This is a genomic window from Polyangium jinanense (assembly GCF_028435365.1).
In genome coordinates, this window is the sequence record NZ_JAGTJJ010000036.1 from 69,289 (window position 1) to 87,480 (window position 18,192).

Sequence of the window (18,192 nt, forward strand, 5' to 3'; positions counted from 1 at the left end):
AATGCATGCGCGCATTTCGATGCGCCGCGGACGTGGCGACCGCCCGAGATTGCCGTGGGTTCAGAGGTCGGCGAGGGCGGCCTCGATCCAGTTGGAGAACTCGCAGGCGAGGTGCCAGCGGTGCTCGGCAATCATGTGCGAGACGGTCAGGAAGGGGAACTCGACGGTCAGGTTTGCGTGGAAGCCGCCTTCGACGTCACGGAACTGGTGGCGGACGCCGCCGATGGCGGTGCCGTCGGACGCTCGGGCCACGCCGGCAATCTGGTGCGGGAACGACGGGTCTGGGGCCGTGACCAGGGTGGAGGTGTCGACGTAATCGATGAAAAAGCGGGTCGCCAGCGGGCTCCCTCCGGTGGTCTCCAGCACCTCGAGCTGGCCGTCGCTGCGGGGGCGGATCACGAAGTGGTCGGGGCAGGCCGCAAGCATGGCTCGTTCGTCGGACTTGCGGTGAGCGAACCACGCGACGAATCCGGCCGCGGAACCGGCGGAGATGTACAGTTCGGTCACGCTGATCCGGCGGCGGCTGGTGATCCGCGCGTTTGTCCGCCCCACGAGGTCGGCCCCGCGCACGTCCCGTGCCAGGCGCTCGGCGATCTGCGCGCTCCCGAGCTCGAGCTTGGCGTCGAGCAGCGCGGCGCGGCGCACGAAGACATCGCCGTCCGGAACGACTACACCGAGCTTCTTGGCGGCGGCGGTGACGCGGCGATTCTCCCAGCGCAGCACCTGCGCTCGCGCCACCTCCCGTCCCTGAATGCGGGCACAGATCGAGACCGGTGCTGCTGCTCGATACGACATGCGTGAAACCTAAAGAAGCTGCCCCCCGTGACAAGCGGCGAGCGCAGGACCGACCCGCAGGGCTGCGCACGACGCGGATACAGTGGATGACGCCGAGTCAGGGGAGACGGGAGCGGGAGCGAAAGCGGCAGCGGCAGCGCCAACGCGCGTACAGCTCATCGCACCAGCCGCCTCCGCGCGCGCCGGGCCGTACCAAACGGTGCATCGGCCGCCCCCGTGGCGCGCCGGGCCGTACAGAACGGCGCGTCGGCCGCCCCGCGGCGCGCCGGGCCGTACAAAACGGTTCGGCGGCGGCCGAGGAGCAACAAGTGCCCGTACAGATCCACGCGTGACCGGCCGGCGTGCGGCTCCCAGCCGTACAACCCTGCGGCGCGGCGGCGTTTCCCCGCGATGCGCGCGTACGCGAAGCCTCCTCAGCGACGCCTCGACGCACCCGCACGTCCCGCAGCGCCGGCAAGCCGCTGTGGATCGCGGTTGTACACCCCCCAGGAATTTGACTGGATAGGCCGCATTACACGACCACGATCAGAACCGCCCTTCGACTTGAAGCACGCGTGGTGGCGGCGGCGGCGGACACGCGGTCCGGTCGCGTGGTGCTAGAAACCGTATCCTATACGTATCCCGTAACGGCGCCTGGATGGTTCATCCAGCGGCACCTCCATATCGAAAGCGTACGTATTGGGACACAGGAACACGAGCCACGAGGCCCCCTTGTCTTCATTGATGACCGACCAGAACGCAGGGAAGGATGCTCCAACGCCGAACTTGTAGTCCCAGCCATGTCCTGCCTCCGGCAACCTGTCGGTCAAGGCGCTCGCGAAGACCATCGTCAATGCCGAGCTGACGTAGAACTGAACATGGGGCCAAGCGCGCGAGAAGAGCTCGACCTTCTTGCCTCGCGCGACGCCCAGGCGAAGCTCGGGGCCGACGGCGAAACGTGCGACGTCGACCTCCCCATCGATGCCGCGAGGATCATCGACGGTCACCTCTCCGCCGCTCAGGTGCATGCCGGCGCCCAGGAAGGGCGCCCAGCCCGGGACCTTCACGGCGCGCGCCAAGAAGGCACCGGCGTAAAGCTGCGCATCCACCGTGCGCGTTCCACCGCCTCCCCGCACGCCAAAAGCAATGTCGCCGTGCCAATAACGGAAGCCCAGCTTGGTTTGCGCTCCGCCCGGCTCGGTTTGCGCTTCGTCCGGCTCGGCTTGCGCTTCGTTCGGCTCGGTTTGCGCCTCGGCCGGAGCCGAGAGCAGCAAGATCGCGAGCCCCCAGCCCATGCGTCTGCTCATTGCCCCGACTCCCCGCGCTCACTGGTTCCCCAGCAATGAATCTCGTCCTTGTCGGTCCGCGCGCAGGTGTGCAGGTTGCCGCACACCATTTCGACGATACGTCCGGGGACCGACGTGACGGCGCTCGGCGGTCTCTCCAGGGACCGGGTGTCGTTTCCGAGCTGGAGAGACTGGTTGCTGCCCCAGCAGAGGGCACCTCCGTCGGCCAACCACGCGCAGGTGTGAAATCCGCCTGCGGCGACACCCACGGCGCCGACCACCCCCGGGACGGTCACCGGCTCGTGACGACAACCGGGTATGCAGAACCCCTCCTCCCCGTTGCAGCAATCGTTGCCGCCCGAGGAGACACCACACTCGCCGTTTTGATTGCGGCCCCAGCACGAGACGCTTCCGTCGTCGAGGACCGCGCAGGCATGCCCCTCGCCCACCGCGATGGTCTTCGCGGGAATGGGCAACGCGACCGGCTCGGCGGACAGACCACCGGGCTGATGATACGTGTCGTCAGCGCCCCAGCACCACACAACGCCTTCGATGTCGAGCGCGCATATCCGATACGCTCCCGCCGCCACTTGCGTGATGTCCCGCAAAGGAAAGTTCTGGGCGTCCACCACTACCATGGGTGTCGTGCTCAACGTTGCAATGCTCCCGCGCCCGAGCATTTGCTGGTCAGCTCCCCCCCAGCAGCGCACCAGGCCTCCATCGTCCAGCGCGCAGGCAACATGGTTCCGTGGGGCGTCGACCGCCTCCTCGGCGAGGGACCTTCCCGCGACGACGGTAACGATGTTCTCGAGCGCATCGACCGTCTCTGGTTCGATCATACAGAACGTTAGGCCTGGGTTACAGGTCGCCGTCACACCGAGCTGACCGTCGGCGTTATTGCCCCAGCAACGGACGGTCCGATCCTCGAGCACCGCACACGAACCAGCGGCCCCGGCCCCCACGTGGATCACCTTGTCGAGGATGGGCACCGGCTGGGGCGCTGCGGAAGAATCGGCGCCGTCCGCGAGGACTTTGCCGAGCTCCCCCCGGTCGCCCTTGCCCCAGCAAGCCAAGTTACCATTACGAAGTGTAGCGCAGGTATGCGAACGTCCCGCGCTGAGCTGCGCCGCCGGGGCCACGTCGATGAGCGTCGGGGTGGAGGAACCATTGGTGGAACAGGCAACGGTGCTCGTCGCGAACACGAACGAAGCCAAGCCGAGCCAAACGGTGTGGGGTTTTTCCCGCATGAATGTCATCCTGTATCGTGGTCTGGGGAAGGAGCGCGGTGAGATTGCAAGGATTGGTCCAGATGGCGCGCGACCCTTGGGGAGCTATGGTGTCGAATCTCCGTCACTGCGGATGATGGCGCCCCCGGGAGGAACGTGACGGCAGGTCGATCGACCCGATTCGGGGAGTAGACGGCTACGCAGTGGCCGCGCGAAGGGAGTTTCCACACGCGCGCAGGGTCCTTCGCGACACGTGAGCCGGGGTGCCCCCTATAACCCATTGGAATTGGCTGTTTGGGACGCGTATCGATAGGCGGCGCGTGCTCGTTCCTAGAGCCTCCACGCCGTCGCGCGCAAGCCCGTGACATGGCCCCGCCCGGGCGCCAGCTATGCCGCTGGGAGGGCGCGCATGGCACGGACACCACTCTTGCGATCACTGGAGAAGCTGGCCTCGGAGCACCGCGCGGCGCGCGAGCGAGGGCTCACCCTCGCCGCGCTGCGCGAGGAGCGCGCGGCCGCTCGCGAACGGGAGGCCCGCCGTGGAATTTCCCTCGATCGCCGCCGCTTCCTCGGCGCCGCGGCCACGGGGGCCTTGACCCTCGCGTTCCCGCGCGCGCTCCGCGCCGCAGACCATCCAACCATCGCTATCGTCGGCGCCGGCATCGCTGGCCTGACCTGCGCCCTCGCACTGCGCGATCGCGGCCTCTCGGCCACGGTGTATGAAGCCTCCGGCCGCATCGGCGGGCGCATGTTCTCCAACACCACCTCCTGGGCTGCCGGTCAAGTCAGCGAGTGGTGTGGTGAGCTCATCGATAGCAATCACCGCACCCTGTTCGCCCTCGCCCACCGATTCGGCCTGACCATGGACAGCCTGGAGAGCGAAAAGTCGTCCGGCCTGGAGGATACGTATTTCTTCGACGGCCGTTATTACCCCGTCGCCGAGGCCGAACGCGATTTCGCACGTGTTTACCCCGCTCTCCTTTCGGATCTGCTCGCCGCGGGCGAGACCACCACCCATCACCGCGCGACGCCCGCGGGGCGCGCGCTCGATCAAATGAGCGTATTCGACTGGATCGCCTCGCGGGTCCCGGGCGGGCACGCCTCGCCGCTCGGGCAGCTCCTCGACGTGGCCTACGTCATCGAGTGGGGCGCCGATTCGCGGGATCAATCCGCCCTGAACCTCGTTTACCTGCTCGGCCACCAGCCCGATCCCGACCATTTCTCCATGTTCGGCGAATCCGACGAGGCTCATCATATCAAGGGCGGCAACCAGCAGATCCCCATGGCCATCGCCGAGGCGCTCGGTCCGGACGCCATCAAGCGCGGGCACCGACTCCTCCGCCTACGCGAGAGCCCGGCGGGGAGGCAGATCCTCACCTTTCAGCGAGGGCCGGGCGCGATCGACGTCGTGGCCGACTGGGTCGTCCTCGCTATCCCGTTCGCCGTATTGCGCACCATCGACTTGCGGGACGCCAATTTTGACGCGCGCAAGCGCCTCGCGATCGAGGAGCTCGGTCGGGCGCACAACGGCAAGCTTCACCTCCAGTTTTCGCGCCGCTACTGGCGCGAGGAGGGCCCCTGGCCAGGCCGAAGCAATGGATCCACCTATGCCGATACCGGCTACCAGAACACCTGGGAGGTCAGCCGCGCCCAGCCGGGCGAGCCCGGGATCCTCGTCCTGTACACCGGCGGGGCCGTGACGGACGCGATGTCGACACGAAAGCCCTTCGCGATCGTCAAGGACGCGGGCGTCCTCGCGGACGCGCGTGCGGGGCTCGGCTCGCTGGAGAGGGTCCTGAAAGGAGGTTTTGCGCATTGGAACGGGAGAGCGACGCAATCGATGCCGCACTTGAACCCGCTCTACGAGGCGTCGTATTCTTATTATCGCGTGGGTCAGCGGGTCCTGTTCGGCGGCCACGAGGCGGCTCGCCAAGGCGGGGTGCTCTTCTGCGGCGAGCACACTTCGCTCGATTTCCAGGGGCACATGGAGGGCGCCGCCTCCCAGGGCGCACGCGCGGCGGAGGAGCTCGCGCGGCTCATGTGGTGAGGGCGGAGTCGGCGTCGTCTGGCTCCATCCCAGGGTGGCGCGTGAAGGGGGCGACGATTTCGTGCTGCCTTGCCCCAGGCCCTTGAGCCTTGGTAAGGGTCGGCGTTCCCTTCAGGACCGGTCCCGGAGAAGGAGAGTCGACATGGCACGCGCAATTCAGGGAGCTCTGAGCCTGGTGGCAATTGCGCTGATGAGTTGCGCGCAAGCCCCCGTGGAAGGGGCGATTACGTACGCCGAGGCCCCGACGCCCAAGGGCAAGCATCGATTGACGCTCGACATTCGCGTCCCGGAAGGGCCGGGACCGTTCCCCACCGTCGTCTTCATCCACGGCGGCGGCTGGATGTTCGGTGACCTGAGCACGTTCAGAGACGCCATCCAGAACGTGGCGAACCGTGGTTTCGTCGGAGTCACGATCAATTACCGACTCGCGAACGAATCCAACGACGAGGGCGACGCGTTGTCACCCTGGCCCGCCCAGATTCAAGACGTGCGTTGCGCGCTTCGGTGGCTTTCGGCCAACGCTGTTCCCTTCAAAATCGACACGGGCCGCGTCGCCACGGCGGGCGATTCTGCCGGTGGGCACCTTGCGATGATGGCGGGGTATGCGCAGACCGATCCCAAGTTCGAGCCCACCTGGTGTCCGCACGAAGAAAGCGTTGCTGTTCGAGCGGTCGTGTCGTTCTACGGCGCGAACGACCTTGCTGCTGTTTACGACACGACAGAGGAGTGGTGGGTCCGGGTGTACATGACCCGCTGGCTCGACTTGCCGGACGGCGCCAGCGTGACGGACTACGCAGCGCAGTTCGCAGATGCAAACCCGCTGAGCTACCTGCGGACGGGGCCGAAGATCCCATCGCTCATCCTCCAAGGAACCGCCGACACGATCGTCCCGCCGCAGACGCAGCGCGGGTTCATGGCTGCCGCAGAGGGGGCTGACCAAGACGTCTCGATCGAGTACCTGGAAGACGTCGGCCACGGTCTCGACGCCATCGAGGCGAGCAACCGTGCAATTGACTGGCTGTCGACGAGGCTCTGAGCATGCGCATACGACCGACCCTTTTCGTGTGTATGTTGACGCCTACGCTCGTCCTCCTCAGTTCAGGACGCGCGGCGGCGCAGGCGCCGGAAACGCCTCTCGTGCCGGTGCGTGCTTCGACGCCGCCACCTGAGCCTCTTTCGCCCCCTGGCATCCCCTTCCCATTTCGTATCGGAGTCGGCGTCACGCCCGTCGTCGGATACAGCATGGTCACGCTCGGGTACGGCGACGTTCACACGTTGGGCCATGGCGGCTGGGTACCCATCGACATTGCGCCTGCGATTCGGGTATGGAGGTCTGTCGCGATCGAGCTCGCGATCTCGGGGATGATTCCGATCAAAGATGCGTGGGGCCATCCAGGTTTTCGCCTCGCGATGACGCCCGCCGTCCGCGTCGATGGTTCACTCCTTTACGCACGCGTCGGCCCGCAGTTCATGTTCGGTGAAGGCACGCGGTATGGGGTTCAGGTAGCGGTGGGCGCAAAGTTCTATGGGCCGTTCTATGCGGGCATCCAGGGAATGGCCAGCCTCTCCGACATCATCTTCGGAATAGGCCCGGAGATCGGCATGCGATTCGATGAATGGCAAATCGTGACCTCTCGGAAAACACAGAACTGATCGGGCGCCCCGAATCCGAGGGACCGCTTCCCCTTTCGGGACGCGTTCAAAGGAAGCACACATGAGCCCATTCGAAGGAGCATTCGACTACATCATTCTCGGGGCCGGCTCTGCCGGCTGTATCCTTGCCGCCACGCTCGCGGAGGCTCTCCCCGACGACCGGATTCTCTTGCTGGAAGCCGGCGACGACATTCCTCCCCATCACGAGACCGTCTGGGACCCCACCAGGTGGGTACTGGTTTCGCGTGATCGAACGCTGGAATGGGGCTACCGCTCGGTCGCCCAGACGGGACTCCATGGCCGCGAGATCCAACTCCGCCGGGCCAAGGCGCTGGGCGGCTGCAGCGTACACAATGCCATGGTGTACGTGCGCGGTGGCGCGTACGGCTTTGATCGGTGGGCCCAAGAGGGGTGCGTGGGCTGGAATTACGATAACATCCTCCCCTATTTTGAGCGGGTGGAAGAGCGGATGCACATCACCCAGGCAGCGGTGGATCCTTTCATCGAGGATCTGGTGGTCGCCTGCAATCCTATGGGCATCCCCTACACCCCCAACTACAACACATCCCCTCATGCATTCGGTGTCTCCCCATTCCAGTTCCTGATCAGCCAAGGGGGGCAGCGGGAGACCACGTTCAGCAACTTCCTGGGCACCGGGAGGCACAAGAACCTCCACATCGCGAGCGGAGTCCGCTTCGATCGCATCGTCTTCGACGGCGAGCGGCGTGCCGTGGCCGTGGCGGCCACCGACTTGCGCACCCAGCGCCAGGTGGAGATTCACGCCAGCCGAGAGATCCTGATCGCAGCGGGTGCCATCGGCAGCCCGCATCTCCTGCTGCTCTCCGGGGTGGGCCCGGAGAATCAGCTCCGGGATCTGGGTATCCCCGTGGTATCAGCGCTCCCCGGAGTTGGCGAGAACTTCCAAGACGACCTCTTCGTCACGGCCATGTTCCTGAGCAGAAAGCCCATGCCACCACAACCTTACGGTCTCATGGGTGCGGTGATCTTCACGTCCACGGATCCCTCCACCCTCCCCTACCTCACCGACGTGGAATGCTCCCTGGCCAGCGGCACCATGGAGGGGTTGGAGTTGCCTCCAGACAAGCGGCAAAGCTACTTCATCTACCCGAACCTCCAGCTCCTCAGGAGCCGTGGCACGATCAAGCTGGCGAGCACCAACCCCGCCGAGCACCCCATCATCGATCCTCGCTATCTCAATGCACCCGAGGATATCCAGCGCTGTATCTTCGGCGTCAAGCTTGCCCGCGATATTGGCCACAACCGAGGCCTGGCCGACTGGTTCGCCGAAGAGATCCTACCTGGACCCCGCGTGCAAACGGATGCCGAGATCGAAGCCTACATTCGCCAGACTGCCGACACCTGCTACCACTATGCGGGCACGTGCAAGATGGGCGTGGATGACATGGCCGTGGTGACGCCCAACCTCGAGGTCAGAGGCACAGAGCGCCTGCGTGTCGTCGACGCCTCCATCATACCCACCACGGTCTCCGGAAACACGGCCGCGGCCACCATGATGATAGCGGCCAAGGGCGCTGATCTCGTGCTCGCCAGCCGTCGCAGCACCTGAGCCCCCGCCGCCCAGAGGCAAAGCAGGCATCACGATGGAACACCGAGCGCTCAACGTCGACCTCGACGAAATCATTGTTTTCACGACGATCGTCGAGCTGGGCAGCTTCTCCGCCGCGTCTGCCAGACTCGGGATACCCAAATCGACCGCGAGCCGCCGGATCTCCGATCTCGAAGCGCGCGTCGGCGCGCGATTGCTTCAGCGTACGACCCGGAAGCTGAGCCTCACCGACGTCGGGCGCGTGTACTACGAGCACTGTTCTCGAATCGTTGCAGAGCTCGAGGAAGCGCACCTCGCGGTGACGCAGCTCCAGTCCACGCCCCGCGGGCTGCTTCGCGTCACCACCCCCCTCACGTTCTCCGTTCTGGGGCCGATCCTGGCCGAATACATGGCGCTGTACCCCGATGTCAGGCTCGACCTGCTTTGCACCGATCGCAGGGTCGACCTCGTCGAGGAGCGTTTTGATCTGGCAATTCGCGCAGGTCGACCGCGGGATTCAGCATGGGTGGCTCGTCGGCTCGGGACGGTGCGCCGCTTCCTTGTTGCGGCACCGGAGGCGATCGAGCGGCTCGGGCCGCTGAAGGAGCCCGCCGATCTCCAGCGTATTCCGTCGCTCGTGTTCGCGCCGGATGGGAACACATGGAGACTCGTGTCCGGTGGAAAGTCATTGGAAATGACGGTGCGCCCGCGCCTCGCCGTCAACGACTACGACATGCTCCGTGCGGTCGTGCTCGCGGGCTTCGGCGTCGCGCTTTTGCCCGAGTACCAGTGCGCCGAGGAGCTGAAGGCAGGCCGCCTGCGTCGCGTCCTCGACGCGTGGGCGGCTGCCGAGGTGCCCGTGTTCGCACTCTATCCAAGCACGCGCCACCTGTCCCCCAAGGTGATCGCGCTCCTGGATCTGCTCCGCAACCGCCTCGTGTTGGCTGACGGACCAGCTCGGACCTAGACCAAAGATTGTTCTCGGTTTTGGAACAGTGATTTGCCGAAGCTCAGTATTGTTCCATTGGTCCGGGGTGTACATTCTACTCGGCGTCGGGAGAACGACGAGGAGAAGAACCATGACCACTGCCACGACCACCGATCACGGGCGACGTGGCGAGCCACGTGAGCTCGACGGGATCTACCGGGCGCCGGGACTGCACTGGGTGGGCGACGGCTTTCGCGTCGCCGGTTACTTCCGGGCGATTCCAGATGCAGTACGAAAGCTGAATCCGTTCCTGCTCCTGGACTACCACCCCGCGTACGACTATGCGCCCACGAAGCACGCGCGGGGCGTTGGGGTGCATCCGCACCGCGGGTTCGAGACCGTCACGCTCGCCTGGCAGGGGCGCGTCGCGCATCACGACAGCTCCGGGGGCGGAGGCGTGATCGGTCCAGGCGACGTCCAGTGGATGACGGCCGCTTCGGGGATCCTCCACAAGGAGTACCATGAGGCGACCTATGCACGTCAGGGCGGCCCATTTCAGATGGCGCAGCTCTGGGTGAATCTACCCAGGGCGCACAAGATGGCCCGTCCTCGGTATCAGGCCCTCGTCGCGGACCAGATGGGTCTCGTGACACTGCCGAATGACGCGGGAGTCGTGCGGATCGTAGCGGGCGAGTTCCAAGGCGTGAAGGGGCCAGCGAGGACGTACACGCCGATCAACGTGTTCGATGTCCGCCTGAACGCCAGAGGCAACGTCGAGTTCACGTTTCCGGCACATCAAAACACGAGCCTTCTCGTGATGGAGGGTGACATCACCATCAACGACGAAACCAAAGCGACAGCGCACGACTTCGTCGTGTTCGCGAACATCGGAGAACGCGTCGTCATCGAAGCCCGTGAAAAAGCGCACCTGCTCGTCCTGAACGGCGAGCCCATCCACGAGCCCGTGGTGCAATACGGCCCGTTCGTCATGAACAGCGAGCGCGAAATTGCGCAGGCTCTTGCTGATTTCGACAGCGGAAAGTTCGGCTACCTGGATTGAACCCGAAACCGGTTCCTCGAACCGGAGAACCACCAAGGAGAAAATGACCGTCATGAGCACGCCCTATACCCGACTCGACAAGAACAACGCCGCCGTCCTGCTCGTCGACCACCAGGCCGGACTCCTGTCGCTGGTCCGCGACTTCGATCCCGACAGGTTCAAGAACAACGTGCTCGCCCTGGCCGACCTCGCGAAGTACTTCAACCTGCCGACGATCCTGACCACCAGCTTCGAGGACGGCCCAAACGGTCCGCTCGTGCCTGAGCTCAAGCAGATGTTCCCCGACGCACCGTTCATTCCGCGTCCGGGGCAGATCAACGCCTGGGACAACGAAGACTTCGTCAAGGCCGTCAAGGCGACCGGAAAGAAGCAGCTCCTCATCGCCGGCGTCGTCACCGAGGTCTGCGTGGCATTCCCGGCGCTCTCGGCCCTGGAGGAAGGTTATCAGGTCTTCGTCGTGACCGACGCCTCGGGCACGTTCAACGAAGTGACCCGCGATGCCGCGTGGAGCCGCATGGCCGCAGCCGGCGCGCAGCTCATGAGCTGGTTCGGCGTTGCGTGCGAGTTGCACCGCGATTGGCGCAACGACGTGGAGGGCCTGGGAACGCTGTTCTCGAACCACATCCCGGACTACCGGAATCTGATCACCTCCTACACCACGCTCAAAGCGAGGAAGTAGCACGATTCGGGCCCCGGCCGGGCGCGCCTGAGCATTGGTATCAGCTTGGGAGGCGCTTCGCTGGGGCTTTGCCCCAGACCCCACCGGGGCTATCCGCCCCTGGACCCGGACCAGCGCAAGCGCTGGACCCGGGGTCGATGAACTGCGCGGAAGCGCAGTTCATCGAACGGGCCAGGTCAAGACCAACGACGACCCCGCCCATCACGATCGCGGCGCTGGCGATTCAACTGGCAACGTGCCAGCCGCCAGCGTGAGTTTCGCGTGAGATCACTTCCATGGCACGCGCAAGGGAGCGGCAGGTTCGCTCGCTTCAGAGAACGGCTCTGGTTGATATACGTTGGGTATTTCGTTCCACCCGTGTTGCAACAACCTGAACAAGTGCGACACGCGTTGATTGACCAGCAGCGTGACGTCGAACGCGTTCTCGGCTGGGAAATGGCTCATCACAGCCTGCATGACCGTCCGCAAGAAACGCATCGAGGCCTGTGCGGCCGCCTCCAAGCTCCCGGCTTCCTGCAAGATGGCGCGGCGCTGCGCCGTGAGCAGGGCCATCTTCGGCGAGCCGGGCTCGTCGCGATCGAGCTGCCAGGTCGAGATGATATTCTGGGCGAGCACGGCGCCGTGGGGTGAGGCGAGGCCGTGCAAGTAGGGGAATGTGACGATACCGTAGCGAATGTCCTCGTCGGCGTCCACCAACTCGTCATTGAGCTGCCGCATCTTCCGCAATGCAACGAGCGCTGGCGCGAACTCGGGAGGTAACGCTCCCTTGGCGAGCACGAAAGCCCATTCGATCGTCACGGCAAAGAAGATGGACGACAGAAGCCGGCTATGGCCCTCGAGATACTCGTTCAGGGTGGCCGCCGAGACCGCTTCGGGCAACCGATACCGCTCCCGTTCCTCTCCCCAGAAAAAGTGATACATCTCCTGGGTATGGCGAAGGAAGCAGCTTTCGACGGAGGCCTTCGCATCGACCTTTCGGAGCTGCTCGAGTCCAAGCGCATAGGATGCCAGGACGAAGAGCCATGTGTTTTTCGAGGACGGCGTCCCCGGTAGCGCGTCCATCATCCGATCGATGGCCATCACCGGAATGCCGTACCCCAGCACGTAGGCACGGGCGAGGTCTCGATGGCGCGCATCGAGCCCGCCGAGCGCCTGACCGAATACGAAGAGCGGGCAGACCTGCTTCCAGATCGTGATGGACTCGTAATGTGCCGCCCACTGCCGCGCAAAATGGGCGGGCTGCTGACGTATCAGCGTTCCATCAGCCCGAATGGCCTCGTAGAAGTCAAGGTAAATGTGCCGATACCGCGCGGCGAGCCATCGGTAGGTTTCGCGATTGTACGATGTCGGGTCCCTGGGGATGTCGCGCGGATCGAGCGGAGCATGGCCACCCGCCGCCCGCCAGCTTGCCGTCGAATAGTCGAACCAATCATCGAGCCCCTGAAAACTCGTCATCGATGAAGCCTCCCCAGTGCGTAGGAGATGCCTTCTCGGACGGTGCTGAGGGTCATGACGTTGCTCAGCTCGGCATCGAGTTCCACCAGCGTCTTGGCGATGCCCGGCTGGATGCCCGTCAGGATCGCCTGTGCGCCGAGCAACTCCACGGCTTGGGCGGCTTTGACCAATGCACTGGTGACTTCACTATCCATGACCTGCACGCCGGTGATATCGAGGATGGTCATTCTCGCCTGATACCTCGTGACGCCTTCGAGTAATGTTTCGAGCACCGCCTGCGCGCGCACACTGTCAATCGTGCCCACGAGCGGCATCACGAGGACGTGCTTGGCGACGGGGATCAGTGGGGTCGACAGTTCGCGCAGCGCCTTCTTCTGTGTGTCGATGATCTCCTGCTTGAGCCCCAAGCGCTCCCTTTCGTTCTGCAAGCGTTCGGTGACGTCGTGCAGGAAACCGAAGATATGGTCGAACGAACCGTCGGGGCGGTAGACACCCTGAATGAGAATGTTTCCATACATGATGCTGCCGTCCTTGCGCAAAAAACGTTTGTCGAGACTGTATCGCTGAATCTCGCCTCGGACGAGCTTCTCGAACAGATCTTTGTCGAGCGAGACGTCGTCGGGGTGCGTGAGGTCTACCCAATTCGTACCCCTCAACTCCTCCGGCGTGTAGCCCAACTGTTCGCACAGCTGCTGATTGAAGTCTATCCAGCCGGTTCCGAGCGACGTTACCGTCATTCCGATCTGAGCGAAATTGAAATAGCGGCGGTAACGAAGTGCATCCTCTTGGGCCGCTGCGATCTCGTCGGCCCGAACCTCGAGCTGTTTCTCCAGATCCTTGACGCGTTGCCGCAATGAGTGGACGTCCGCATCAGTGGGGACTGCTACAGGAGAGGGATACCTGGCCATGGTGCGAATGAGCCCTCCATGAGACAGGACGACCACAAGTTCCGTTATCAAGCCAGCCCAGAGCAAGACCGTGACTAAAATCTGGTATGTCGTGAGATGAATTACTGTGGACGATGCGAAAGGATCCCTGGAGGCCAGGCGAGGTGTGAGGCCATCAACACGGTGCTTTGGCGGCCATGAGCGCTGATGCAAGGCTGCAAGGGAGCCATGTGCACCCGCCGCGGAAGACTCGTTTGAACTTTGCAGCAAACTTCCGCTCTTACCGTATCGGGGACGCGGCCCTCATCGATCGACCTGCGCGGGCTGCGCGCGCTGCTGCCCCTTTTGCCCGAGGCACCGATCTCGTCGCTGCGGGGACAGCGCGATACGGCTCCACAAGGAGAGGCTCGACCATGAGAACGTACATACGACCACCGGTGCTAGGGCCGATCCTTCGCCACGCGAGATCGGGGCCACCTGGTCGAAGAACAGATGTAAATTCAAACCTTTACACGTCATCGGAACATCTCGGTTGACATCGTACCCGACACGACCATAGGGTGCGTCCCGTGCTGGTGGCTGGGCTTCGGCCCGGCCTTAAAAAGGGAACCCGGTGAAACTCCGGGACTGCCCCGCAGCGGTAAGCGAGAACGAAATTCGCCACATGCACTGGGACCTTCGGGACCTGGGAAGCGGCGGAAAGTAGGAATCCGGCAATCGCCGAAGCGCTCGTGAGTCCGAAGACCTGCCCGCACCCGACCCCGGGAGATATCCGGAGTCGGTTCGACCTGGGAGCCTCGTGGGAAGGCAGGAAGGTCCGAGCGGCACACTCTCGTGTGCCCGTCTCGGTATCGACCTGTCCCTCGCTGTGGTGTTCCAGTCGCCCGCGGGGGCGAAGGTCGGTCCGAGGGCTCCCCAAGGGTCCAGCGCGGGCGCGCGCATCGGCCGGCTTCCTCTCTCGCGGGTTTCAACCCGAGCGGTCTTGTCCCGCTCGGATACGGGACCGGAGAGGAGGCAGCCTGATGCAAAACGAGACGACCCCGAACAGCAACGGCGCGGCGCCGTTCTACGCGACCACGCGGACGACGAGCTCGACGGCTGGTGAGATCTATACGCAGACGACCATGCGCGTGAAGAAACGCAATGGGTCGAGTGAGCCGGTCGACGTCAACAAGATCGTACGCGCCGTGGGCCGATGCTGCACGGGACTTTCGGACGTCGATGCTCTGCGCATCGCGACCAAGACCATCAGCGGCCTTTACGATGGCGCGACGACCCGCGAGCTCGACCAGCTCTCGATCCAGACGGCGGCTGGGCTGATCGTCGAGGAGCCGCAATACGCTCGCCTCGCGGCCCGGCTTCTTTCGACGTACATCGAGAAGGAAGTTCGCAATCAGGAAATCCACGCCTTCTCGCAGTCGATCGCCGCGGGGCATCGCCTCGGCCTCGTCAACGATCGCCTGCAAACGTTCGTCGCGGGAAACGCCCGCAAGCTCAACGACGCGCTCGTCCCGGAGCGGGATTGCGAGTTCGAATACTTCGGCCTCCGGACGGTATACGATCGGTACCTGCTCAAGCACCCGACCTCGCGTCTCGTCATCGAGACGCCGCAGCAGTTTTTCCTGCGCATCGCGTGCGCCCTCTCGGAGACGGTGCAGGACGCGCTCGGGCTGTACCACCTGTTCTCGTCCCTCGAATACCTGCCGAGCTCGCCGACGCTCTTCAATGCGGGGACGCGCCACGAGCAGCTCTCGAGCTGCTTCCTCCTCGACTCCCCCGAGGATCACCTCGAGAACATCTATCGGAGTTATACGGACGTCGCGATGCTGTCGAAGTTCTCCGGTGGAATCGGGCTCGCCTACCACCGCGTCCGCTCGCGCGGCTCCCTCATCGAGAGCACGAATGGCCATTCCAATGGGATCGTGCCCTGGCTGAAGACCCTCGACGCCTCCGTCGCGGCCGTCAACCAGGGTGGCAAGCGCAAGGGCGCGTGCTGCGTGTATCTCGAACCGTGGCACGCCGACGTCGAGGAGTTCCTCGAGCTGCGCGACAACACCGGCGACGAGGCGAGCCGCACGCACAACTTGAACCTCGCCAACTGGATCCCGGACCTGTTCATGAAACGCGTCGAGGCCGACGCGCTCTGGAGCCTCTTCGACCCGAAGACCGTGCCGGATCTTCCCGATCTCTACGGCGAGGCGTTCGAGCGCCGATACGAGGAGGCAGAACGAGCGGGCTTAGCGCTCGAGACCATCAAGGCGCGTCACCTTTATGCGCGGATGATGCGCACGCTCGCGCAAACGGGGAACGGCTGGATGACGTTCAAGGACAAGTCGAACCGCGCCTGCAACCAGACGGCCCTTCCGGGACGCGTCGTGCACCTCTCGAACCTTTGCACGGAGATCCTGGAGGTGACATCGAAGGACGAGGCGGCAGTCTGCAACCTCGGCTCGATCAACCTCGCTCGACACACGCGGGTCATCGACGGCCACGTCGTTGCGTTCGATTTCGACAAGCTTGGGCGTACCGTGAGGACCGCGGTCCGGCAGCTCGACCGCGTCATCGACCTCAACTATTACCCCATCGCTACGACGCGCGCGTCGAACCTGCGCTGGCGACCGATCGGGCTCGGTCTCATGGGGCTTCAGGATGTCTTTTTTCAGATGCGTCTCCCATTCGACGCGCCCGAGGCCCGCGCTCTTTCGAAGCGAATCTCGGAGGAAGTGTATTATCACGCGCTCGCGGCGTCCGTCGAGCTCGCGAACGAGAAGGGGCGTCATCCGGCATTCGAGGAGACGCGCGCCGCGCGGGGAGAGCTCCAGTTCGACGCGTGGGGCGTGACGCCTGACGACCCGGAGCGTTGGGAGCACCTTCGCGCCCGGATTGCCGAGCATGGCATGCGCAACTCGCTGCTCTGCGCCATTGCGCCGACCGCGACGATCGCCTCCATCGCCGGCTGCTACGAGTGCATCGAGCCGCAGGTGAGCAACCTCTTCAAGCGGGAAACGCTCTCCGGCGACTTCCTCCAGGTCAATCGATACCTCGCCCGAGAGCTCAAGGCGCTCGGGCTGTGGACCGAGACGATGCGTTCGCGCCTCAAGCTCGCGGAGGGCTCCGTGCAAAGGGTCGATGAACTGCCGGAGGAGCTGCGCGCCGTCTACCGCACGGCGTGGGAGATCCCGATGCGCTCGCTCATCGACATGGCCGCCGATCGTGGGGCCTTCATCGACCAGAGTCAGTCGCTCAACCTCTTCATGGAGAGCCCCAACATCGGCCAGCTCTCGTCGATGTATTTCTATGCCTGGAAGAAGGGCCTGAAGACGACCTACTATCTGCGGTCCCGCCCTGCGACGCGCATCGCGAAGGCCACGGTCGAGGAGCCGAAATCGACATCGAGCGGAGAGAGCAATCCCGGCGGCACGCCCGGATGGACGCCGCCGCCCCCCCGCGCCGCGACCACGGACGCCGCCGCGGTGGCGTGCTCCCTCGAAAACCCCGAGAGCTGCGAGGCATGCCAATGAGCGCCGCCGCCCGTCCCGCCCGCCTGCTCGACCCGGGCCTTTGCTTGACGCTCCGGCCAATGACGTACCCGAAATTCTTCGAGATGTACCGCGCGGCCATCAAGAACACATGGACCGTCGAGGAGGTCGATTTCTCGACCGACGTCGGCGACCTCAAGAAGAAGATGAGCGACGCCGAGCGACACCTCGTGCAGCGCCTCGTCGCCTTCTTCGCGACCGGCGATTCCATCGTCGCGAACAACGTGGTCTTGAACCTGTACAAGCACATCAATGCACCCGAGGCGCGGATGTATCTGTCGCGGCAGCTCTACGAGGAAGCGCTCCACGTGCAATTCTATCTGACGCTCCTCGACACGTACGTCCCCGACCCGGAGGACCGCCACCGTGCGTTCGCCGCGGTCGAGAACATTCCATCCATCAGGAAGAAGGCTGCGTTTTGCATGAAATGGCTCGACTCCACGCGGTCGCTCGAGCGGCTCGATTCGCGTGCGCAGCGGCGAGCCTTCCTCTTGAACCTCATCTGCTTCGCTGCTTGCATCGAGGGCCTCTTCTTCTTCGGCGCGTTTGCGTACGTGTATTTCCTTCGCTCCCGTGGGTTGCTCCACGGGCTCGCGGCGGGGACCAACTGGGTGTTCCGCGACGAGAGCGCGCACATGGCGTTCGCCTTCGAGGTGGTGAAGACGGTGAGGCGCGAGGAACCGGAGCTCTTCGACAACGCGCTTTCCAGTGCGGTCATCGACATGCTCGACGAGGCAATCGATTGCGAGATGCAGTTCGCCGAGGACCTGCTTGGCGACGGCATCGCCGGCATGTCGACGCGTGATGTCCGCCGCTACCTCGAGTTCTGCGCGGATCAACGCCTCGCGACGCTCGAGCTCCCGAAGCGTTTCAGGACGCAGAACCCGTTTTCATTCATGGACCTCCAGGACGTGCAAGAGGTCACCAATTTCTTCGAGCGGCGCGTCTCGGCCTACCAGGTCGGCGTATCCGGGGAGGTCGTGCTCGACGCCGCGTTCTGACATCGAGACGATCGAAGCCGCTACGTGGTCACGGCGATGACGTGATCCGGGTCAGTCAAGGGTCGCGTACCCCTGCTTCATCTCAGGGCC

14 protein-coding genes and 1 riboswitch are annotated in these 18,192 nt (G+C 64.3%); of the genes, 9 read left to right on the top strand and 5 right to left on the bottom strand.

The genetic code is table 11. The features are described from left to right. Nucleotides 1-60: 60 nt before the first annotated feature. The 3 genes from KEG57_RS37495 to KEG57_RS37505 all read right to left on the bottom strand — a co-directional run bounded on the left by KEG57_RS37495 (nt 61) and on the right by KEG57_RS37505 (nt 3,262). Complete coding sequence (locus KEG57_RS37495; protein WP_272425634.1) at nt 61-795, bottom strand: hypothetical protein; 735 nt, start codon at nt 793-795, stop codon at nt 61-63. A 596-nt stretch (nt 796-1,391) separates the two neighbouring features. Beyond that, nucleotides 1,392-2,069, bottom strand: coding sequence for a hypothetical protein (locus KEG57_RS37500; RefSeq protein ID WP_272459393.1), 678 nt, complete (start codon nt 2,067-2,069; stop codon nt 1,392-1,394). A gap of 8 nt (nt 2,070-2,077) precedes the next feature. Beyond that, nucleotides 2,078-3,262 carry an RCC1 domain-containing protein gene (locus KEG57_RS37505; protein ID WP_272425636.1) on the bottom strand — a complete coding sequence of 395 codons (1,185 nt, stop codon included), beginning with the start codon at nt 3,260-3,262 and terminating at the stop codon, nt 2,078-2,080. A 433-nt stretch (nt 3,263-3,695) separates the two neighbouring features. On the opposite strand from KEG57_RS37505, the gene KEG57_RS37510 reads away from it, so the two are divergent. From KEG57_RS37510 to ycaC, 7 genes are all read left to right on the top strand, one after another. Then, complete coding sequence (locus KEG57_RS37510) at nt 3,696-5,333, top strand: flavin monoamine oxidase family protein (protein WP_272425637.1); 1,638 nt, start codon at nt 3,696-3,698, stop codon at nt 5,331-5,333. A gap of 142 nt (nt 5,334-5,475) precedes the next feature. Further along, the gene (locus KEG57_RS37515) at nt 5,476-6,369 is read left to right on the top strand and encodes an alpha/beta hydrolase (RefSeq protein WP_272425638.1); all 894 of its coding nucleotides are present in this window, start codon (nt 5,476-5,478) and stop codon (nt 6,367-6,369) included. Nucleotides 6,370-6,575: 206 nt separating this feature from the next. Further along, nucleotides 6,576-6,986 (top strand): hypothetical protein, encoded by a 411-nt coding sequence (locus KEG57_RS37520; protein WP_272425639.1) that lies wholly within the window; start codon nt 6,576-6,578, stop codon nt 6,984-6,986. A 61-nt stretch (nt 6,987-7,047) separates the two neighbouring features. Next, complete coding sequence (locus KEG57_RS37525; protein ID WP_272425640.1) at nt 7,048-8,574, top strand: GMC family oxidoreductase; 1,527 nt, start codon at nt 7,048-7,050, stop codon at nt 8,572-8,574. A 34-nt stretch (nt 8,575-8,608) separates the two neighbouring features. Then, entirely contained in the window at nt 8,609-9,520 is a 912-nt protein-coding gene (locus KEG57_RS37530) for a LysR family transcriptional regulator (protein ID WP_272425641.1), read from the top strand. 112 nt (nt 9,521-9,632) lie between these two features. Then, nucleotides 9,633-10,541 (top strand): pirin family protein, encoded by a 909-nt coding sequence (locus KEG57_RS37535; protein ID WP_272425642.1) that lies wholly within the window; start codon nt 9,633-9,635, stop codon nt 10,539-10,541. Further along, on the top strand, nt 10,501-11,220 hold the full coding sequence (gene ycaC / locus KEG57_RS37540; protein WP_272425643.1) for an isochorismate family cysteine hydrolase YcaC: 720 nt from the start codon (nt 10,501-10,503) through the stop codon (nt 11,218-11,220). Before KEG57_RS37535 ends, ycaC begins: the two co-directional genes overlap by 41 nt. Before the next feature lie 267 nt (nt 11,221-11,487). Here the strand turns inward: ycaC and KEG57_RS37545 are convergent, their stop codons facing one another. Together KEG57_RS37545 and KEG57_RS37550 are read right to left on the bottom strand one after the other, a co-directional pair. Then, nucleotides 11,488-12,675, bottom strand: coding sequence for a hypothetical protein (locus KEG57_RS37545; protein WP_272425644.1), 1,188 nt, complete (start codon nt 12,673-12,675; stop codon nt 11,488-11,490). Beyond that, the gene (locus tag KEG57_RS37550; protein WP_272459394.1) at nt 12,672-13,583 is read right to left on the bottom strand and encodes an STAS domain-containing protein; all 912 of its coding nucleotides are present in this window, start codon (nt 13,581-13,583) and stop codon (nt 12,672-12,674) included. Before KEG57_RS37550 ends, KEG57_RS37545 begins: the two co-directional genes overlap by 4 nt. Nucleotides 13,584-14,118: 535 nt before the next feature. Then, a riboswitch (cobalamin riboswitch) is annotated at nt 14,119-14,329 on the top strand. 255 nt (nt 14,330-14,584) lie between these two features. Here KEG57_RS37550 and KEG57_RS37555 point away from each other — a divergent pair. Further along, a complete protein-coding gene (locus tag KEG57_RS37555; RefSeq protein WP_272425646.1) occupies nt 14,585-17,083 on the top strand; it encodes a ribonucleoside-diphosphate reductase subunit alpha in 2,499 nt (832 codons plus the stop codon). Then, nucleotides 17,080-18,102 carry a ribonucleotide-diphosphate reductase subunit beta gene (locus tag KEG57_RS37560; protein ID WP_272459395.1) on the top strand — a complete coding sequence of 341 codons (1,023 nt, stop codon included), beginning with the start codon at nt 17,080-17,082 and terminating at the stop codon, nt 18,100-18,102. The genes KEG57_RS37555 and KEG57_RS37560 overlap by 4 nt, the downstream gene beginning before the upstream one ends. Nucleotides 18,103-18,192 lie beyond the last annotated feature (90 nt).